The sequence below is a fragment of the Burkholderia sp. USMB20 genome (genome assembly GCF_000949135.2).
Lineage (GTDB): Bacteria > Pseudomonadota > Gammaproteobacteria > Burkholderiales > Burkholderiaceae > Burkholderia.
In genome coordinates, this window is the sequence record NZ_JTAN02000018.1 from 150,925 (window position 1) to 166,205 (window position 15,281).

The following is a 15,281-nucleotide window of genomic DNA, read 5'->3' on the forward strand; positions in this document are numbered from 1 at the left end:
TCCGGCCCCGATGAAGTCAGGGTTGCATGCGGGGTTGCGCGCGCCCGCGTGCGGCGGTTGCCGCGAAGCCGGCGGCACCGGCGAGCAACGCGCCAGCCGCGACCCACAGCGCCGGCGAGAACGACCCGAAGCGCGCGGTCAGCGGCGCGGCGACGAGCGGGCCGAGAATCTGCCCGACCCCGTACGACGCGGTCGCATAGCCCATCAGCCCGGCCGCTCGCTCGCCATGCAGCCGCCGCGCCTCGCGCATCGCGAACAGCGTGATCGCGGTGAACGGCAGGCCAAGCAGCGCGCTGCCGGCCGAGAAGCCGCCTGCGTTCGGCCAGACGATCCCCGCCGCGATCCCGAGCGCCTGCGTCGCGCAGCCGGCGGCGAGCAGCAGCCGGTTGTCCCAGTGGCCGGGCAATCGCGACGCGGCGATCACGCCGACGATCAGCGCCGCGCCGAACATCGGCCAGAACAGGTCGGGCCACGGCGACCCTGCCGGCAGCGCGGCACGCGCGATCACCGGCAGGAACGTCGCGGTGATGATGTAGCCGAAGCCCGGCATCCCGTACAGCACGACGAGCCACGCGGCGTCGGCGCGATGGCGCCGTGCGTCGTGCGGTGCCGCGGCCGGCGCGGCCGGTCGCTCGCGCACGGCCGGCGCCGCGGCGCCCCGCGCGGCGGTTGTCGAGGTGGCCGGCCCCGGCGCGCTGCCGAACGTGCGCCAGATCGCGACCGACAGCAGCGCCGACAACGCCGCGAAGCCGAGCCAGCCGGGCGCCGCGCGATGGCCGGCGAGCGCGCTGCCAATCAGCCCGGTCAGCACGATCCCGACGCCCGGCCCCGCGTAGATCACCCCGCTCCACTCGGGCGCATGCAGTTCGGTGAGCCGCCGCAGCCCCCATTGCGACACGAACACGAACGTCCATGCGCTGACGACGCCCGCGACGAAGCGCACCACGAGCCACACGGAGAGCAGATGGCCGACGCCCATCGCCGCAGTCAACAGCACGGTGGCGGCCAGCCCGAAGCGCACCATCCGCGCGGGCGCGACCCGCACGGCCGCGCAACTGACCGCGCCGACGAAATAACCCGCGTAGTTCGCCGACGCGAGCCAGCTGCCGGCCTTCAGGCCGATCGAGCCGTCGGCGAGCATCAGCGGCAGCAGCGGCGTGAACGCGAAGCGGCCGACGCCGAGCGCGACCGCCAGCCCGATCATGCAGGCGAGCGCGGCCGCGCGGGCGCGGCGGTCGGCGTCATCGGGCAGGTGTACGCCGGCGACGGCGCTCGGGGCATCGGAACGGGACATGGCGGCATGGGCCGCGCGCGGCGCGCGCCGGCCGGAACGGAAATCGGAACGCTTGTATCGTAGCTTGACCGAACGTTCTCGATAAATGAATAATCAAGAATCCACATATCTCCAGGAGAGAATCATGGACCTGGCGGCGCTGGCGATTTTCCGGGCTGTCGTGCGCGAGAACGGTGTGACGCGCGCAGCGGCGAAGCTCAATCGCGTGCAATCGAACGTGACGACGCGCATCAAGCAGCTCGAGGAGGAACTCGGCGCGGCGCTGTTCGTGCGCGACGGCCGCCGGCTCGTGCTGACGCCGGCCGGGCACACGCTGCTGCCGTACGCGGAGCGGCTGCTCGCGCTTGCCGACGAGGCGCGCGACGCGGTGCGCGAGGACACGCCGCGCGGGCGGCTGCGGCTCGGCACGATGGAAAGCACGGCCGCGAGCCGGCTGCCGACCGTGCTCGCGCGTTATCACCATGCGTGGCCCGACGTGTCGCTGGAGCTCGTGACCGGCACGACCGGCTGGCTGATCGACAAGGTGCGTGATTTCGAGATCGACGCGGCGCTGTTTGCGCGGCCGCCCGAGCCGGACACGCTGCCCGACACGTTCGAGACGGTGCCGATCTTCCGCGAGGATCTCGTGCTGCTGACGCCGCGCGGCCATCCGCCGGTGCGCACGCCGCGCGACGTGATCCTGCCGACGCTGGTCGCGTTCGAGCGCGGCTGCACGTACCGGAAATATGTCGAGCAATGGTATGCGGCGCACGGGATGAAGCCCGCGCGCGTGCTCGAACTCGGTTCGTATCACGCGATCGTCGCGTGCGTCGCGGCCGGCGCCGGCATCGCGGTCGCGCCGCGCTCGGTGCTCGAGTTGCAGCCCGAGACCGGCAACGTCGCCGCCCACACGATCCCCGAACTCGAAGGGATCGACACGCTGCTCGCGTGGCGGCATGGTTACGCATCGGCGGCGCTCGCCGCGTTGCGTGATGCGCTGGGCGAGGCTGCGCGGGAGCCGGGTGATGCGACCAAGGCGGCGGTGGCCGCATCGGTGTCGGCCTGAGTCGGGATCGCCGGCAGCCGCTGGTGCGCGTGCTCGATCTTCATTCCGACACGGGCGATGCGGCCAGGGCGGTGGTGGCCGCGTCGGCGTCTGCCCGAGCCGGGAACGCAGGCGAGCGCCGGCGAGCGCGCTAATTCTTCACACCGACAAAAACAAAACGACCCGACCGGCACACGTGCCGATCGGGTCGTTTTTTTGATGCGAAGCGATGTGACGCGACGCGGTCAGCCCGACCACACCGCGTCACCAGCCATGCCGATCAAAGACGCTCTTCGACCCAGCCCTTGACGCCTGCCAGCGCGCCCGGCAGGTTCGCCGGTTCCGTGCCGCCTGCCTGCGCCATGTCCGGACGGCCGCCGCCCTTGCCGCCGACCTGCTGCGCGACGAAGTTCACGAGCTCGCCGGCCTTGACCTTCTTGCTTGCGTCCGGCGTGACGCCCGCGATCAGGCTGACCTTGCCGCCTTCGACGGCCGCCAGCACGATCGCCGCGCTCTTCAGCTTGTCCTTCAGCTTGTCGACCGTCTCGCGCAGCGTCTTCGCGTCCGCGCCGTCGAGCGTCGCGGCCAGCACGAACACGCCGCCGACTTCGATCGCCTGCTGCGCGAGCTCGTCGCCCTGGCTCGACGCGAGCTTCGACTTCAGCGCGCCCAGTTCCTTCTCGAGCGACTTCACCTGGTCCTGCACCTGCGCGATGCGTTGCGTGAGTTCCGACGGCTGCGCCTTCAGCGCGGCGGCCGCTTCGTTCACGCGCGCATCGAGCTCCTGCACGTAGCGCACCGCGTTGTCGCCGGTGATCGCCTCGACCCGGCGGATGCCGGCCGCGACGCCGCCTTCGACGACGATCTTGAAGAAGCCGATGTCGCCGGTGCGGTGCACGTGCGTGCCGCCGCACAGTTCGCGCGAGAAGCCGAGATCGAGCACGCGCACTTCGTCGCCGTACTTCTCGCCGAACAGCGCCATCGCGCCGCCCTTCACCGCTTCGTCGTACGGCATCACGCGCACGATGCCCGGCGCGTTGGCCAGAATCTCGTTGTTGACGATCTGCTCGACGCGACGGATTTCGTCGTCGGTCAGCGGCGCGTTGTGCGCGAAGTCGAAGCGGGTTTTCTCCGCGTCGACGAGCGAGCCCTTCTGCTGCACGTGTGCGCCGAGCACTTCACGCAGCGCCTTGTGCATCAGGTGGGTCGCCGAGTGGTTGCGCTGCGTGCGGGCGCGACGATGCGCGTCGATTTCCGCGCGCAGCACGTCGCCGACCTTCAGCGTGCCCTGTTCGAGCGTGCCGTGGTGGCCGATCACGTCGGCCTGCACCTTCAGCGTGTCGGCCACGGCGAAGCGCGTCGCTGCATTCGCGAGCACGCCCTGGTCGCCGACCTGGCCGCCCGATTCCGCGTAGAACGGCGTGTGGTCGAGCACGACGACCGCATCCTGGCCATGCTTCACTTCGTTGACGGCCGAACCGTCGACGTACAGCGCGACGACCTTCGCGTCGTCGAACGCGATCTCTTCATAACCGTGGAACGTGGTCTTCGCGCCCGAGTATTCGAGGCCCTGCGTGGCCTTGAACTTGCCGGCCGCGCGCGCCTGCTCGCGCTGACGCGCCATCGCGTCGTCGAACGCCGGCTCGTCGACCGTCATCCCGCGCTCGCGGCACACGTCGGCCGTGAGGTCGAGCGGGAAGCCGTACGTGTCGTGCAGCTTGAACGCGAGTTCGCCGTCGAGCACCTTGCCGCCCTTCGCGTCGACATCCGCCAGCGCCGCTTCGAGGATCGACATCCCGTGCTCGATCGTCTCGAAGAAGCGCTCTTCTTCCTGGCGCAGCACGTCGGTCACGCGCTGTTCGGCTTCCTTCAGTTCCGGATAGGCTGCGCCCATCTCGGCGACGAGGTCGGCCACCAGCTTGTGGAAGAACGAGCCCTTGCGGCCGAGCTTGTAGCCGTGGCGGATCGCGCGGCGCACGATGCGGCGCAGCACGTAGCCGCGGCCTTCGTTGCCGGGGATCACGCCGTCGACGATCAGGAACGAGCACGCGCGGATGTGATCGGCGATCACCTTCAGCGAGTTGTTCGTGAGGTCGCTGATCTCGGTCACGCGCGCGGCGGCCTTGATCAGGTTCTGGAACAGGTCGATCTCGTAGTTGCTGTGCACGTGCTGCAGCACCGCGGCGAGGCGCTCGAGGCCCATGCCGGTGTCGACCGACTGCTTCGGCAGGCGCGTCATGTTGCCCTGCGCGTCGCGGTTGAACTGCATGAACACGAGGTTCCAGATCTCGATGTAGCGGTCGCCGTCTTCTTCAGGCGATCCCGGCGGGCCGCCCCACACGTCCGGGCCGTGGTCGTAGAAGATTTCGGTACACGGGCCGCACGGGCCGGTGTCGCCCATCGTCCAGAAGTTGTCCGACGCGTAGCGCGCGCCCTTGTTGTCGCCGATGCGGATGATCCGCTCGGTCGGCACGCCGACTTCCTTCGCCCAGATGTCGTACGCTTCGTCGTCTTCCTGGTAGACGGTAACCCACAGCTTTTCCTTCGGCAGCTGGTAGACCGTGGTCAGCAGTTCCCACGCGAAGCGGATCGCGTCGTGCTTGAAGTAGTCGCCGAACGAGAAATTGCCGAGCATCTCGAAGAACGTGTGGTGGCGCGCCGTGTAGCCGACGTTCTCGAGGTCGTTGTGCTTGCCGCCCGCGCGCACGCTGCGCTGCGCGGTCGTGGCGCGCGTGTACGGACGCGGATCCGTGCCGAGGAACACGTCCTTGAACTGGACCATGCCCGAGTTCGTGAACATCAGCGTGGGGTCGTTACCGGGCACGAGGCTCGACGAGCGGACGATCGTGTGGCCCTTCGATTCGAAGAATTTGAGGAATTTCTCGCGGATTTCGGCAGCTTTCATGGCGTGCGGGGAATGTCTGGCTGAGACGGCTTCAAACGCCGGCCGTCCTCGCGGACGCACGGCGGGCAGATATCGTAAACGAGCGATTATACGATACAGATCGGCGGCTCCCACGCCAGCGGCCCGCCGCGCCGGACGAGCGGCCTGGGCCACCGGCGCGGCCGATTCGCCTTAAGATGCTCGGCATGCCAATCCGCCTTGCCTCGGGCCGGGCGAGCCATGAAAGGAGACGATTCGACGATGGGTGCCCTGAGCCATATCCGCGTGCTGGACCTCACCCGCGTGCTCGCGGGCCCGTGGTGCGCGCAGACGCTTGCCGACTTCGGCGCGGACGTGATCAAGGTCGAGCGCCCCGGCGCCGGCGACGACACGCGCCACTGGGGGCCGCCGTACCTGAAGGACGCGACCGGCGCCGATACGGCCGAGGCCGCGTACTACCTCGCGGCGAACCGCAACAAGCGCTCGGTGACGGTCGACATCGCGACGCCGGAAGGCCAGCAGATCGTGCGCGAGCTCGCCGCGCAGAGCGACGTCGTGCTCGAGAACTACAAGGTCGGCCAGCTGAAGAAATACGGGCTCGATTACGAATCGCTGCGTGCGGTGAAGCCCGATCTCGTCTACTGCTCGGTCACCGGATTCGGCCAGACGGGCCCGTACGCGCACCGCGCGGGCTACGACTTCATCGTCCAGGGGATCGGCGGCTTCATGAGCATCACCGGCGAGCGCGACAGCGAGCCGGGCGGCGGGCCGCAGAAAGCCGGCGTGGCGATCGCCGATCTCGCGACGGGCCTCTATTCGACGATCGCGGTGCTCGCCGCGCTCGCGCACCGCGATCGCACGGGCGAAGGCCAGTACATCGACATGGCGCTGCTCGACGTGCAGGTCGCGCTGCTCGCGAACATGAACACCAACTTCCTCGCGAGCGGCAAGCCGCCGGTGCGCTGGGGCAACGCGCACCCGAACATCGTGCCTTACCAGACGTTCCAGACGAGCGACGGCTGGATCATCGTCGCGGTCGGCAACGACGGGCAGTTCCGCAAGTTCGTCGAGGCCGGCGGGCGGCCCGAGCTGGCCGACGACGAACGGTTCGCGACGAATCCGTCGCGCGTGCGCCACCGCGAAACGCTGGTGCCGATCCTCGCGGAGATGGTGAAGGCGCGCGGCAAGGCCGACTGGATCGCCGTGCTCGAAGCGGCCGGCGTGCCGTGCGGGCCGATCAACGAACTCGACGAGGTGTTCGACAACGAACAGGTGGTCGCGCGCGGAATGCAGGTGTCGCTGCCGCACCCGTGCGGCGCGGACGTGAAGCTCGTGCGCAATCCGATCCGGATGAGCGCGACGCCGCCCGATGCGCGCACCGCCCCGCCGCTGCTGGGCGCGCAGACGGAAGACGTGCTGCGCGACATGCTCGGCTACGACGATGTGCGGATCGCCGCGTTGAAGGCGAAGCAGGCGATTTGAGCGCGTGTGATACCCGGCCGACCGCCCACGCAAGCAGTGTCGGCCGGGTATATCGGGGGTCAGCGCTGCGCAAGCGTATCGCACCCGCCAGCGAGCAGTGCGAGCGCGGCACGCGCGGCCGGATCGACGACGATCGCACGACCGCCCGCGCCCGGGAGGCCGGTGACTGCCACCGGGTCCGTGTCGGCCGCCCCCCGGAATACCAATGTCGGAAGCGGTTCGGAGGCGATGCGATCGCGCATTTCCAACGTGCCGAGCGGCGTCGGGAACGCCGTCGCAAGCTCGGCGACGGGCACACTGCCGCGCACGATCAGCGTGGTGAGCGGCGCGAGCCGGTCGGCCAGCCCAGGGGGCGCGACACACTGCCGGGAAACACGGCCGTCGAACGTGACGCGCACGGAGAACGGCGCCGCCGACTGCACGCGATGCGCGTTCACGTTCAGCGTACCGGCGGAGTAGACGAACGACATCACCTCATCCGGCTGCACACTGAGTAGTTCGGTACCCGGCGCGATCGGCACGGGACTGCCGGCGCCCCCGACCATGCTTCGCCAAGCCAATACGACGAGCACGGCGACGAACACCGCGCCGGCCGCGCGAGCGAGCCGGCCTGTTGCCGCGGGCGTCATGACACCTGCACCATGGTTCCGACCGGTGTCCATTCGTACAACTGCCGCGCATCGGCCTCGTTCAGCCGCACACATCCGCGCGAGCCGAACCGGTCACTCAGTGAATTGCGAGCCAGCCGCACGACGCCGAGCGGCATCGGTCCGTGGTATTGATGAAACGCCTTGCCATCCGCGGTGAAGAACATTGCATGATCCATCTGCGCGTTATACATGCGACTGCGATAGGGGTGGTGCTTGCGGAGGATTCTGAACGTGCCCCGATCGGTCGGGTGCTCGCGGTCGCCTGTCACGCAGTCGAAGCGGAACACGCAAACGCGCCCCTCGTATGCTTCCACGCATTGCCGTGACAGATCAACCTGAATCCGTTTCGTCGCGGCGCCGTTGTTTTCTTTGGTTCGGTCGGATCGTGCGGGCTGGACTGGCATGGAGGCTTTCCGTCTGGTCGAATGGCCCGCCAGACTACCCACTACCGACTTCAAGCGATATGGGACACGTCAGAAATTCGGAGCGCTGTCCAACGGCAGGAGTCCGCTGCCGCGCACACCTACCACGATGAGCCCGGATGGCGCGACACGCTACGGGGGACTGTCGACGCGCGTGGCTCCGCCGTTGCTCGGCCACGACAACGAACGGATCGCGGCGTTGAAGGCGAAGCAAACGATCTGAAGGTCCTGCGATCCGCCCTGCGCGACACGGTCAACCTGCGACCGCCAGCGCGTCGAGCCAGCCGCGCCCCTGCGGCCAGTCGCCGAGCCCGCTGTCCGCGTTGATGTGGCCGCGCGGGCCGAGGTCATGAAACGCGCTGCCCCACGCGTGCGCGCAGCTGCGCGCGAACGCGAGCGAGCCGTACGGATCGTCGCTGCTCGCAACCACGCAGGTCGGAAACGGCAGCCGCTCGTGCGGCACCGGCCCGAAACCGTGCGCGTCGGCCGGAAACGCCGGCCCGGCCGGATCGGGCAATGCGACGAGCAGCGCGCCGCGCACTTTCTCGAGCGCGGCCGGCCGCGCGTAACGGGTCGCCCACCACGCGGTGGTCAGCGTGCCGAGGCTGTGCGCGGCGATCGTCACGGGGCCCGGCGCGGCTTCGACCGCACGATCGAGCGCGAGACACCAGCCGTTGCGGAACGCACGGTCCCAGTCGGGCATCGCGATGCGCACGAAACGCGCGTCGGCGCGCTCCCAGCGGCTTTGCCAGTGGAACGGGCCGGAGTTGCCGTAGCCCGGCAGCACGAAAACGAGAGAATCGCTCATGGAAGGTTCGTCGACGCATGAAGTCGTTATGTAACGTCGACGAAGTGTCGCACACCCGCTCCTCCCTGATGTTGCCTGTCGAATCGCGGAATGGATGTGCGGTGCATGAATCGGTCGCGCTGCGTACGCGACCGGCCGGCGCTCACGCGCGCCGGCTTCGGTCAGCGCACGCCGGCGCCGACGAGGCCGCCTGCCGCGGCGCCGGCGACCGTGCCGACCGGGCCGCCCGTGATCAGGTAGCCGAGCGCGCCGCCCGCTGCCGCGCCGATCCCGGCGTTACGCTGCGTATGCGTCATCGCGCATGCGCCGAGTTGCGACAGGGCCGCGACGATTACCGCGGTACGAACGAGAAAAGTGGTCTTCTTCATCATGATTGTTGGCTTCCTCCCGCCCCGCAAAAACTGCGAATGGCGGCATTGATTCGGTGAAGCCATCATAGGAAAAGCCGAATGCGGGGGGCAATCCGATTTACGTCGTGTTACAGCCGACACACTATCGAGATATTGCGATCGGCAGCGCGAACCGCCCTGCCGACGCCGCAACCCGCGCGGGACGGACCCCGGTCAGGTAGAATTACGGGATTAAACCGGCGCGACGCGCCGACACAACCTGACGCCAACCGCATGAGCACCGAACGCAACGACGCCCCCGCGGCTTCCAATTTCATCCGCAACATCATCGACGACGACAACCGCACCGGCAAATGGAGCGGCCGCGTCGAGACGCGCTTTCCGCCCGAGCCGAACGGCTATCTGCACATCGGCCATGCCAAGAGCATCTGCCTGAACTTCAGCGTCGCGCGCGACTACGGCGGCGTGTGCCACCTGCGCTTCGACGACACGAACCCGGAAAAGGAAAGCGTCGAATACGTCGACTCGATCGTCGACGCCGTGCGCTGGCTCGGCTTCGACTGGCGCAAGGACGCGGTCGATCACCAGTATTTCGCGAGCGACTACTACGACAAGCTGTACGAATTCGCCGAGCTGCTGATCCAGCGCGGCAAGGCGTACGTCGACAGCCAGAGCGCCGAGGAAATGCGCGCGAACCGCGGCTCGCTGACCGAAGGCGGCAAGCCGTCGCCGTTCCGCGACCGCTCGCCCGAGGAAAACCTCGACCTGTTCCGCCGGATGAAGGCCGGCGAGTTCAAGGAAGGCGAGCACGTGCTGCGCGCGAAGATCGACATGGCGTCGCCGAACATGAACATGCGCGACCCGGTGATCTACCGGATCCGCTACGCGCACCACTACCGTACCGGCGACGCATGGTGCGTGTATCCGATGTACGACTACACGCACTGCATCTCGGATGCGCTCGAAGGCATCACGCATTCGCTGTGCACGCTCGAATTCGAGGATCACCGCCCGCTGTACGACTGGGTGCTGAACGAACTCGCGGAAGCCGGCGTATTCACGCGCCCGCTGCCGCAACAGATCGAATTCTCGCGCCTGAACCTCACGTACGCGATCACCAGCAAGCGCAAGCTGCTGCAGCTCGTCACCGAAGGTCATGTCGAAGGCTGGGACGACCCGCGCATGCCGACGATCGTCGGCATCCGCCGCCGCGGCTTCACGCCGGAGAGCATTCACCTGTTCTGCGAGCGGATCGGCGTGACGAAGGTCGATTCGTGGATCGACATGAGCGTGTTCGAAGGCGCGCTGCGCGACGACCTCGACGACAAGGCGCCGCGCTCGGTCGCCGTGCTCGATCCGCTGAAGCTCGTGATCGACAACTATCCGGAAGGCCAGGAAGAAGCGTGCACGGCGCCCGTGCACCCGCACCATCCCGACCGCGGCGTGCGCACCTTCCCGATCTCGCGCGAGCTGTGGATCGAGCGCGAGGACTTCGTCGAGAATCCGCCGAAGGGCTATTTCCGCCTGTTCCCGGGCAACAAGGTGCGCCTGCGCTACGGCTACGTGATCGAATGCACGGGCTTCGACAAGGACGCCGACGGCAACGTGACGGCCGTGCACTGCAACTACTTCCCGGACAGCAAGTCGGGCACCGAAGGCGCGAACAACTACAAGGTCAAGGGCAACATCCACTGGGTCAGCGCGAAGCACGCGCAGGCGGCCGAAGTGCGGATCTACGACCGGCTGTTCAAGGCGCCGCACCCGGACGCGGGCGGCGCGAACTTCCTCGAGGCACTGAACCCGGACTCGAAGAAGGTCACGCAGGCCTACGTCGAGCCGGGCGCCGGCGACGTCGCGCCGGAAACGCGCCTGCAGTTCGAGCGTCACGGCTATTTCGTCGCCGACCGCGTCGATTCGAAGCCGGGCAAGCCGGTGTTCAACCGGATCGTCGGGCTGCGCGACAGCTGGGGCAAGCCGGCCTGACGGCCTGCTCCGCGCGCGGCGCGGCGGCCTCGAACCGCCCGCCGCAGGATGAAAAAAAACGGCCTTCGGGCCGTTTTTTATTGCGTGCGCGCAAGCGCGGCTGCGCCGGCCGCCGCGCTTACGCGCTCGCCAACCGCCGATGCAGATCCGCGAGCGACAGCGTCGTGCGAAACAGCCGCGCGAGGCTGCGGCTTGCATACGCGTCGACGTCGCCGGGCGCGGTCCAGCGATACGCGTCCATCTCGGGAATCAGCGAGCCGTCGCGACGGCTCGGGAACAGCGACGTGCACGTGCAGCGCGCGGGATCGATCTCGTCGTCCGCGACCTGCACCGCGAACAGGTGCAGGTCCTTGTCGTGACGGTAGGCGAAGCGGCCGAGATCGAGCAGCCGCGCCGGCGCGAACTCGATGCCGGTTTCCTCGCGCAGCTCCCGCAGCGCCGCGTCGACCGGCGATTCGCCGGGCTCGCCCTGCCCCTTCGGGATGTCCCAGTGCGTGGTGTCCGTCGCGTGCGCGAGGAATACGCGGCCGGCCCCGTCGAGAATCACGACGCCGCACGACACCGTGCGCGACGCACCGCTGCGCTTCATTGCACGCGCGCTCAGCGCTTCTGCAGCTGCCACTTGCCCGTGGCGGTCTTGCAATAGACGGGCTTGAGCGTCAGCGTCTGTCCCTTCGCGGAAATGTCGGTGGCGATCTCGCGGCAGGTCTTGCCGTCGTTCTCGGACGTCGACGGCGTGAGCTTCGCATCGATCTGCGTGCCGCGGCCGCTGCTCTGCCAGGTCGTGGTCTCGCCGTCCTTGCCTTCGTCGCGCACCTGCGCCACGGCCTTGGCCAGCGACGCACGGTCGGTCTTGCTGAAGTAGGCGAGCGGCGTGTCGTTCAGGAAGCCCAGGTTGCTCTGTGCGTAGGCAGGCAGCATCGCGGCTGCGCACGCGGCGCCGGCCAGCACGCGCGTGACGACGGAAAGGGATGCACGCATCGACATGTGTTGTTCTCCTTGGATGTTCGATCGAACGGCATGGCGCGCGGCCGGCACTCCGGCGGCCGGCGAACCGGCACGCGCCATGCCCGTCAGCCAGCGAGCATAGCATGCGTGCCGCCAGGAACGTCGTCTAGCGGGCCGCCGACGCGGCTGCCGGTTGATATCCGTCGGTCAGCGTGTTCAGGAACGCGATCACGTCCTTGATCTCGGCCGCGTTCAGCGCGGGCGCGTCGCCGCGCTTGCGGTCGAACGGCGGCTCGCGGTTGATGTTCGGCCAGTAGCGCTTCGGCAGGTCGTCGTAGACCTGCACCTTGCCGTGCACGACCGGATAGAACTTCTCCGGATGGATGTCACGCTCGACGTAGAAGCGCATCACGTCCTCGAGCGAGTGGTACACGCCGTTGTGGAAGAACGTCTTGCGCAGCGCGACGTTGCGCAGCGACGGCGTGCGGAACAGCCCGCAGAATTCGTCGCGGCCCTTCAGGTCGGTGCGCTCGGGGCCGCACGCGCCGAGGTCGTAAAAGCGCGGATCGCGATTGACCGGCAGCGCGCGGTTGCGCGGCACCGCGATCGCGATCAGGCCGAAATCGCTGAACTGCGGCGGCCCGCCTTCGAGCGTGCGCTGGCTCACGTGGCAGCTCGCGCAGTTGCCCTTCTTCTCGTCGTTGAACAGCTGCAGCCCGCGCAGCTCCGCGGGCGTGAGCTGCGCGTGGCCGGCCAGATAGGCGTCGTACTTGCTCGTGTACGGATCGAACAGCGCCGGCTGCTGCTGGAATGCGTCGAGCGCGCGCAGCACCGCACCGAACGTCGCCTGGTCGTCGCCGAGAACCTGGTCGCCGAACGCCTTGCGGAACGCGTCGGCATACGGCGCGGCGCGCACCGCCTTCGCAACCCGCGCCGGCGAACTGCTCATCTCGAAGGGCGACGTGAGCGGAATGCGCGCCTGCGCATCGCGCGTATCGACGCGGCCATCCCAGGTCAGCCCGCCGGTCGGGCCCGCATCGATGCTTTCGTCACCTTCGTCCGGCGAATCGTGGAAGTGCTCGCTGAACGGCGGAATGCCGCGCAGGTACTTCAGCGACGGCACCGCACGAAAGCCCGTGCTGTGCATGTCGTCGCCGCCGAGTTGTGCCGACAGCGCGTTCGGCGGCCCGAACGCATGCTCGGCGCTATGGCACGACGCGCACGCGAGCTTGCCGGACCCCGACAGCGACGGATCGAAGAACAACTGCTTGCCGAGCGCCGTCATCTGCTTCACGCCCTCGAATACCTGTGCGCGCGTCTGCGGCTGGCTGGCCGGCGCGACCGCCGGAGCGGCCGGTGCGGCCTGTGCCGCCGGCACGATGGCGGCGGCCGATGCATCGGCACCGGGGCGCGCATCGCAACCGGCGAGCGCCGCGAGCCCGCCGACCAGCGCCAGCGCCGCCGCGGCAGGGATCAGCGATCGCGCGGACGCGAAGGATTTCAGAAGGCTGTGCATCGTCGTTCTTCTTGTAGCGGTGGGCAATCGGCCGGAGCTTATGTCAGTTCCGTGACCGCCGCATGACGTTCGACCGACAGTCATTTGAAAGCGCCCCTACACCCGGCTGTCAAATCGGTTCCAGATAATGCGCGCAGCCGGCAGGTGTCCGAAGGTTCCCGCGCCGGCCCGACACCACCGCGATTCCCACACGCGACACACGACGAAAGAGAGAACATCGCATGAAGAAGCACGCCTGGATTCGTTACACGCCGATCGCCCTCGCGGCCGCGCTCAGCCTGACCGCCTGCGGCGGCGACGATGTCACGCAGCAAGGCCTGTCGGCCGTCAAGAACGTCGTCGTGATCTACGCGGAAAACCGCAGCTTCGACAACCTGTACGGCAACTTCCCCGGCGCGAACGGCCTGCAGAACGCGACGGCGGCGAACTCGGTGCAGAAGGATCGCGACGGCTCGACGATGGCGACGCTGCCGAAGATCTGGGGCGGCCTGACCGCGACCGGCATCACGCCGGCGGTCACCGAAGCAATGACGGCGAACCTGCCGAACGCGCCGTTCGCGATCGACGATCCGAAGGGCTTCAACCAGTCGATGAGCATCGCGACGCGCGACATCGTGCACCGCTTCTACCAGGACCAGATGCAGATCAACGGCGGCAAGAACGACATGTACGCCGCATGGACCGATGCGGGCGGCCTGACGATGGGCCACTACACGCCGGACCCGTCGAAGCTGCCGCTGTGGAAGATCGCGCAGCAGTACGTGCTCGCCGACAACTTCTTCATGGGCGCGTTCGGCGGCTCGTTCCTGAACCACCAGTACCTGATCTGCGCGTGCGCGCCGTTCTACGCGAACGCGAACACGAGCCCCGCGGCCGGCAAGATCGCCGTGTTGAACGCGGACGGCAAGTCGCTGAAGGTTGCGACGAACTCGCCCGCGTCCGCGCTCAGCGGCCCGCCGAAGTTCGTCAACGACGGCGCGATCACGCCCGACTTCTTCGCGGTCAACACGATGCAGCCGCCGTATCAGCCGAGCGGCAACAAGGCAGCCACGGGCGGCGATCCGCTGCTCGCCGATCCGGCCAATCCGTCGACGATGCCGCCGCAGACGGCGACCAACATCGGCGACCTGATGACCAACGCGGGCGTGTCGTGGGCATGGTACGGCGGCGCGTGGGGCCAGGCGCTGCAGGCGAGCCAGAACGGCACGTCGAACGTGATCTACGGCGCCGACCTGTCGACGCCGAACTTCCAGCCGCACCACCAGCCGTTCAACTACTTCGCGAACCAGGCACCGGGCACCGCGAGCCGCGCGCAGCACCTGCTCGACGGCGGCGCGAACGGCGCCGAGTTCATCAAGGCGATCGACGCGGGCACGCTGCCGCAGGTCACGTTCTACAAGCCGCAAGGCAACCTGAACGAGCACCCGGGCTACACGGACGTCACCTCCGGCGACCAGCACATCGCCGACGTGATCGCGCACCTGCAGGCAAGCCCGCAGTGGAAGAACATGGTCGTCGTCGTCACGTACGACGAGAACGGCGGCTTCTGGGATCACGCCGCGCCGCCGACCGCCGATCGCTGGGGTCCGGGCACGCGGATTCCGGCGCTGATCGTGTCGCCGTACGCGAAGAAGGGTTTCGTGGACCACACGCAGTACGACACGGGTTCGATCCTGCGTCTCATCACGCGCCGCTTCTCGCTGCCGCGCCTGCCGGGCCTGCAGCAGCGCGACGACGCGCTGAAGGCGAACGGCGCGCAGCCGATGGGCGACCTGACGAACGCGCTCACGCTGTCGCCGAACCTGTAACGGCATCACCCGCGAACGGGCCGGCCGCGCGGCCGGCCCGGACGAACGAAGGGCGACCCGCTGCGACCTGCACCCCAAAGCCGGATGCGAATCCCGCCTTTGGGGTGTTTTT

The 15,281-nt window shown here is 68.3% G+C and carries 13 protein-coding genes; 4 read left to right on the forward strand and 9 right to left on the reverse strand.

Annotated features, from left to right (window positions below):
* Positions 1–16 precede the first annotated feature (16 nt).
* Positions 17–1,294, reverse strand: a complete 1,278-nt coding sequence (locus PL79_RS22940; protein WP_044846108.1) for a YbfB/YjiJ family MFS transporter — start codon at positions 1,292–1,294, stop codon at positions 17–19.
* A 124-nt stretch (positions 1,295–1,418) separates the two neighbouring features.
* Here PL79_RS22940 and PL79_RS22945 point away from each other — a divergent pair, with 124 nt between their 5' ends.
* A complete protein-coding gene (locus PL79_RS22945; RefSeq protein WP_044846109.1) occupies positions 1,419–2,339 on the forward strand; it encodes a LysR family transcriptional regulator in 921 nt (306 codons plus the stop codon).
* A 259-nt stretch (positions 2,340–2,598) separates the two neighbouring features.
* Here the strand turns inward: PL79_RS22945 and alaS are convergent, their stop codons facing one another.
* Complete coding sequence (gene alaS, locus PL79_RS22950) at positions 2,599–5,223, reverse strand: alanine--tRNA ligase (protein ID WP_044846110.1); 2,625 nt, start codon at positions 5,221–5,223, stop codon at positions 2,599–2,601.
* 240 nt (positions 5,224–5,463) lie between these two features.
* On the opposite strand from alaS, the gene PL79_RS22955 reads away from it, so the two are divergent.
* A complete protein-coding gene (locus PL79_RS22955) occupies positions 5,464–6,684 on the forward strand; it encodes a CaiB/BaiF CoA transferase family protein (protein WP_044846111.1) in 1,221 nt (406 codons plus the stop codon).
* Between the two features lie 59 nt (positions 6,685–6,743).
* Here the strand turns inward: PL79_RS22955 and PL79_RS22960 are convergent, their stop codons facing one another.
* From PL79_RS22960 to PL79_RS22975, 4 genes are all read right to left on the reverse strand, one after another.
* A complete protein-coding gene (locus PL79_RS22960; RefSeq protein ID WP_063927846.1) occupies positions 6,744–7,313 on the reverse strand; it encodes a hypothetical protein in 570 nt (189 codons plus the stop codon).
* Positions 7,310–7,738 (reverse strand): L,D-transpeptidase, encoded by a 429-nt coding sequence (locus PL79_RS22965; protein ID WP_044846112.1) that lies wholly within the window; start codon positions 7,736–7,738, stop codon positions 7,310–7,312. The genes PL79_RS22960 and PL79_RS22965 overlap by 4 nt, the downstream gene beginning before the upstream one ends.
* Before the next feature lie 271 nt (positions 7,739–8,009).
* Positions 8,010–8,564: an RBBP9/YdeN family alpha/beta hydrolase gene (locus tag PL79_RS22970; RefSeq protein ID WP_044846113.1), complete on the reverse strand. Its 555-nt coding sequence runs from the start codon at positions 8,562–8,564 to the stop codon at positions 8,010–8,012.
* A gap of 161 nt (positions 8,565–8,725) precedes the next feature.
* A complete protein-coding gene (locus PL79_RS22975) occupies positions 8,726–8,935 on the reverse strand; it encodes an ornithine acetyltransferase (RefSeq protein WP_006497729.1) in 210 nt (69 codons plus the stop codon).
* A 252-nt stretch (positions 8,936–9,187) separates the two neighbouring features.
* Between PL79_RS22975 and PL79_RS22980 the strand changes: the two genes are divergently transcribed.
* Positions 9,188–10,897, forward strand: a complete 1,710-nt coding sequence (locus PL79_RS22980; RefSeq protein WP_044846114.1) for a glutamine--tRNA ligase/YqeY domain fusion protein — start codon at positions 9,188–9,190, stop codon at positions 10,895–10,897.
* Between the two features lie 118 nt (positions 10,898–11,015).
* Here the strand turns inward: PL79_RS22980 and PL79_RS22985 are convergent, their stop codons facing one another.
* The 3 genes from PL79_RS22985 to PL79_RS22995 all read right to left on the reverse strand — a co-directional run bounded on the left by PL79_RS22985 (position 11,016) and on the right by PL79_RS22995 (position 13,361).
* The gene (locus PL79_RS22985) at positions 11,016–11,486 is read right to left on the reverse strand and encodes an NUDIX hydrolase (RefSeq protein WP_044846139.1); all 471 of its coding nucleotides are present in this window, start codon (positions 11,484–11,486) and stop codon (positions 11,016–11,018) included.
* Between the two features lie 11 nt (positions 11,487–11,497).
* Positions 11,498–11,884: a hypothetical protein gene (locus tag PL79_RS22990; protein WP_044846115.1), complete on the reverse strand. Its 387-nt coding sequence runs from the start codon at positions 11,882–11,884 to the stop codon at positions 11,498–11,500.
* A gap of 127 nt (positions 11,885–12,011) precedes the next feature.
* The gene (locus PL79_RS22995) at positions 12,012–13,361 is read right to left on the reverse strand and encodes a cytochrome-c peroxidase (RefSeq protein ID WP_044846116.1); all 1,350 of its coding nucleotides are present in this window, start codon (positions 13,359–13,361) and stop codon (positions 12,012–12,014) included.
* A 221-nt stretch (positions 13,362–13,582) separates the two neighbouring features.
* On the opposite strand from PL79_RS22995, the gene PL79_RS23000 reads away from it, so the two are divergent.
* Positions 13,583–15,169 (forward strand): acid phosphatase, encoded by a 1,587-nt coding sequence (locus PL79_RS23000; protein ID WP_044846117.1) that lies wholly within the window; start codon positions 13,583–13,585, stop codon positions 15,167–15,169.
* The last annotated feature ends 112 nt before the right edge of the window (positions 15,170–15,281 follow it).

Excerpts from the sequence above, each read along its gene's own strand:
- PL79_RS22940 (WP_044846108.1), bottom strand. The coding sequence starts at position 1,294 with ATGTCCCGTTCCGATGCCCCGAGCGCCGTCGCCGGCGTACACCTGCCC.
- PL79_RS22945 (WP_044846109.1), top strand. The coding sequence starts at position 1,419 with ATGGACCTGGCGGCGCTGGCGATTTTCCGGGCTGTCGTGCGCGAGAAC.
- alaS (WP_044846110.1), bottom strand. The coding sequence starts at position 5,223 with ATGAAAGCTGCCGAAATCCGCGAGAAATTCCTCAAATTCTTCGAATCG.
- PL79_RS22955 (WP_044846111.1), top strand. The coding sequence starts at position 5,464 with ATGGGTGCCCTGAGCCATATCCGCGTGCTGGACCTCACCCGCGTGCTC.
- PL79_RS22960 (WP_063927846.1), bottom strand. The coding sequence starts at position 7,313 with ATGACGCCCGCGGCAACAGGCCGGCTCGCTCGCGCGGCCGGCGCGGTG.
- PL79_RS22965 (WP_044846112.1), bottom strand. The coding sequence starts at position 7,738 with ATGCCAGTCCAGCCCGCACGATCCGACCGAACCAAAGAAAACAACGGC.
- PL79_RS22970 (WP_044846113.1), bottom strand. The coding sequence starts at position 8,564 with ATGAGCGATTCTCTCGTTTTCGTGCTGCCGGGCTACGGCAACTCCGGC.
- PL79_RS22975 (WP_006497729.1), bottom strand. The coding sequence starts at position 8,935 with ATGATGAAGAAGACCACTTTTCTCGTTCGTACCGCGGTAATCGTCGCG.
- PL79_RS22980 (WP_044846114.1), top strand. The coding sequence starts at position 9,188 with ATGAGCACCGAACGCAACGACGCCCCCGCGGCTTCCAATTTCATCCGC.
- PL79_RS22985 (WP_044846139.1), bottom strand. The coding sequence starts at position 11,486 with ATGAAGCGCAGCGGTGCGTCGCGCACGGTGTCGTGCGGCGTCGTGATT.
- PL79_RS22990 (WP_044846115.1), bottom strand. The coding sequence starts at position 11,884 with ATGTCGATGCGTGCATCCCTTTCCGTCGTCACGCGCGTGCTGGCCGGC.
- PL79_RS22995 (WP_044846116.1), bottom strand. The coding sequence starts at position 13,361 with ATGCACAGCCTTCTGAAATCCTTCGCGTCCGCGCGATCGCTGATCCCT.
- PL79_RS23000 (WP_044846117.1), top strand. The coding sequence starts at position 13,583 with ATGAAGAAGCACGCCTGGATTCGTTACACGCCGATCGCCCTCGCGGCC.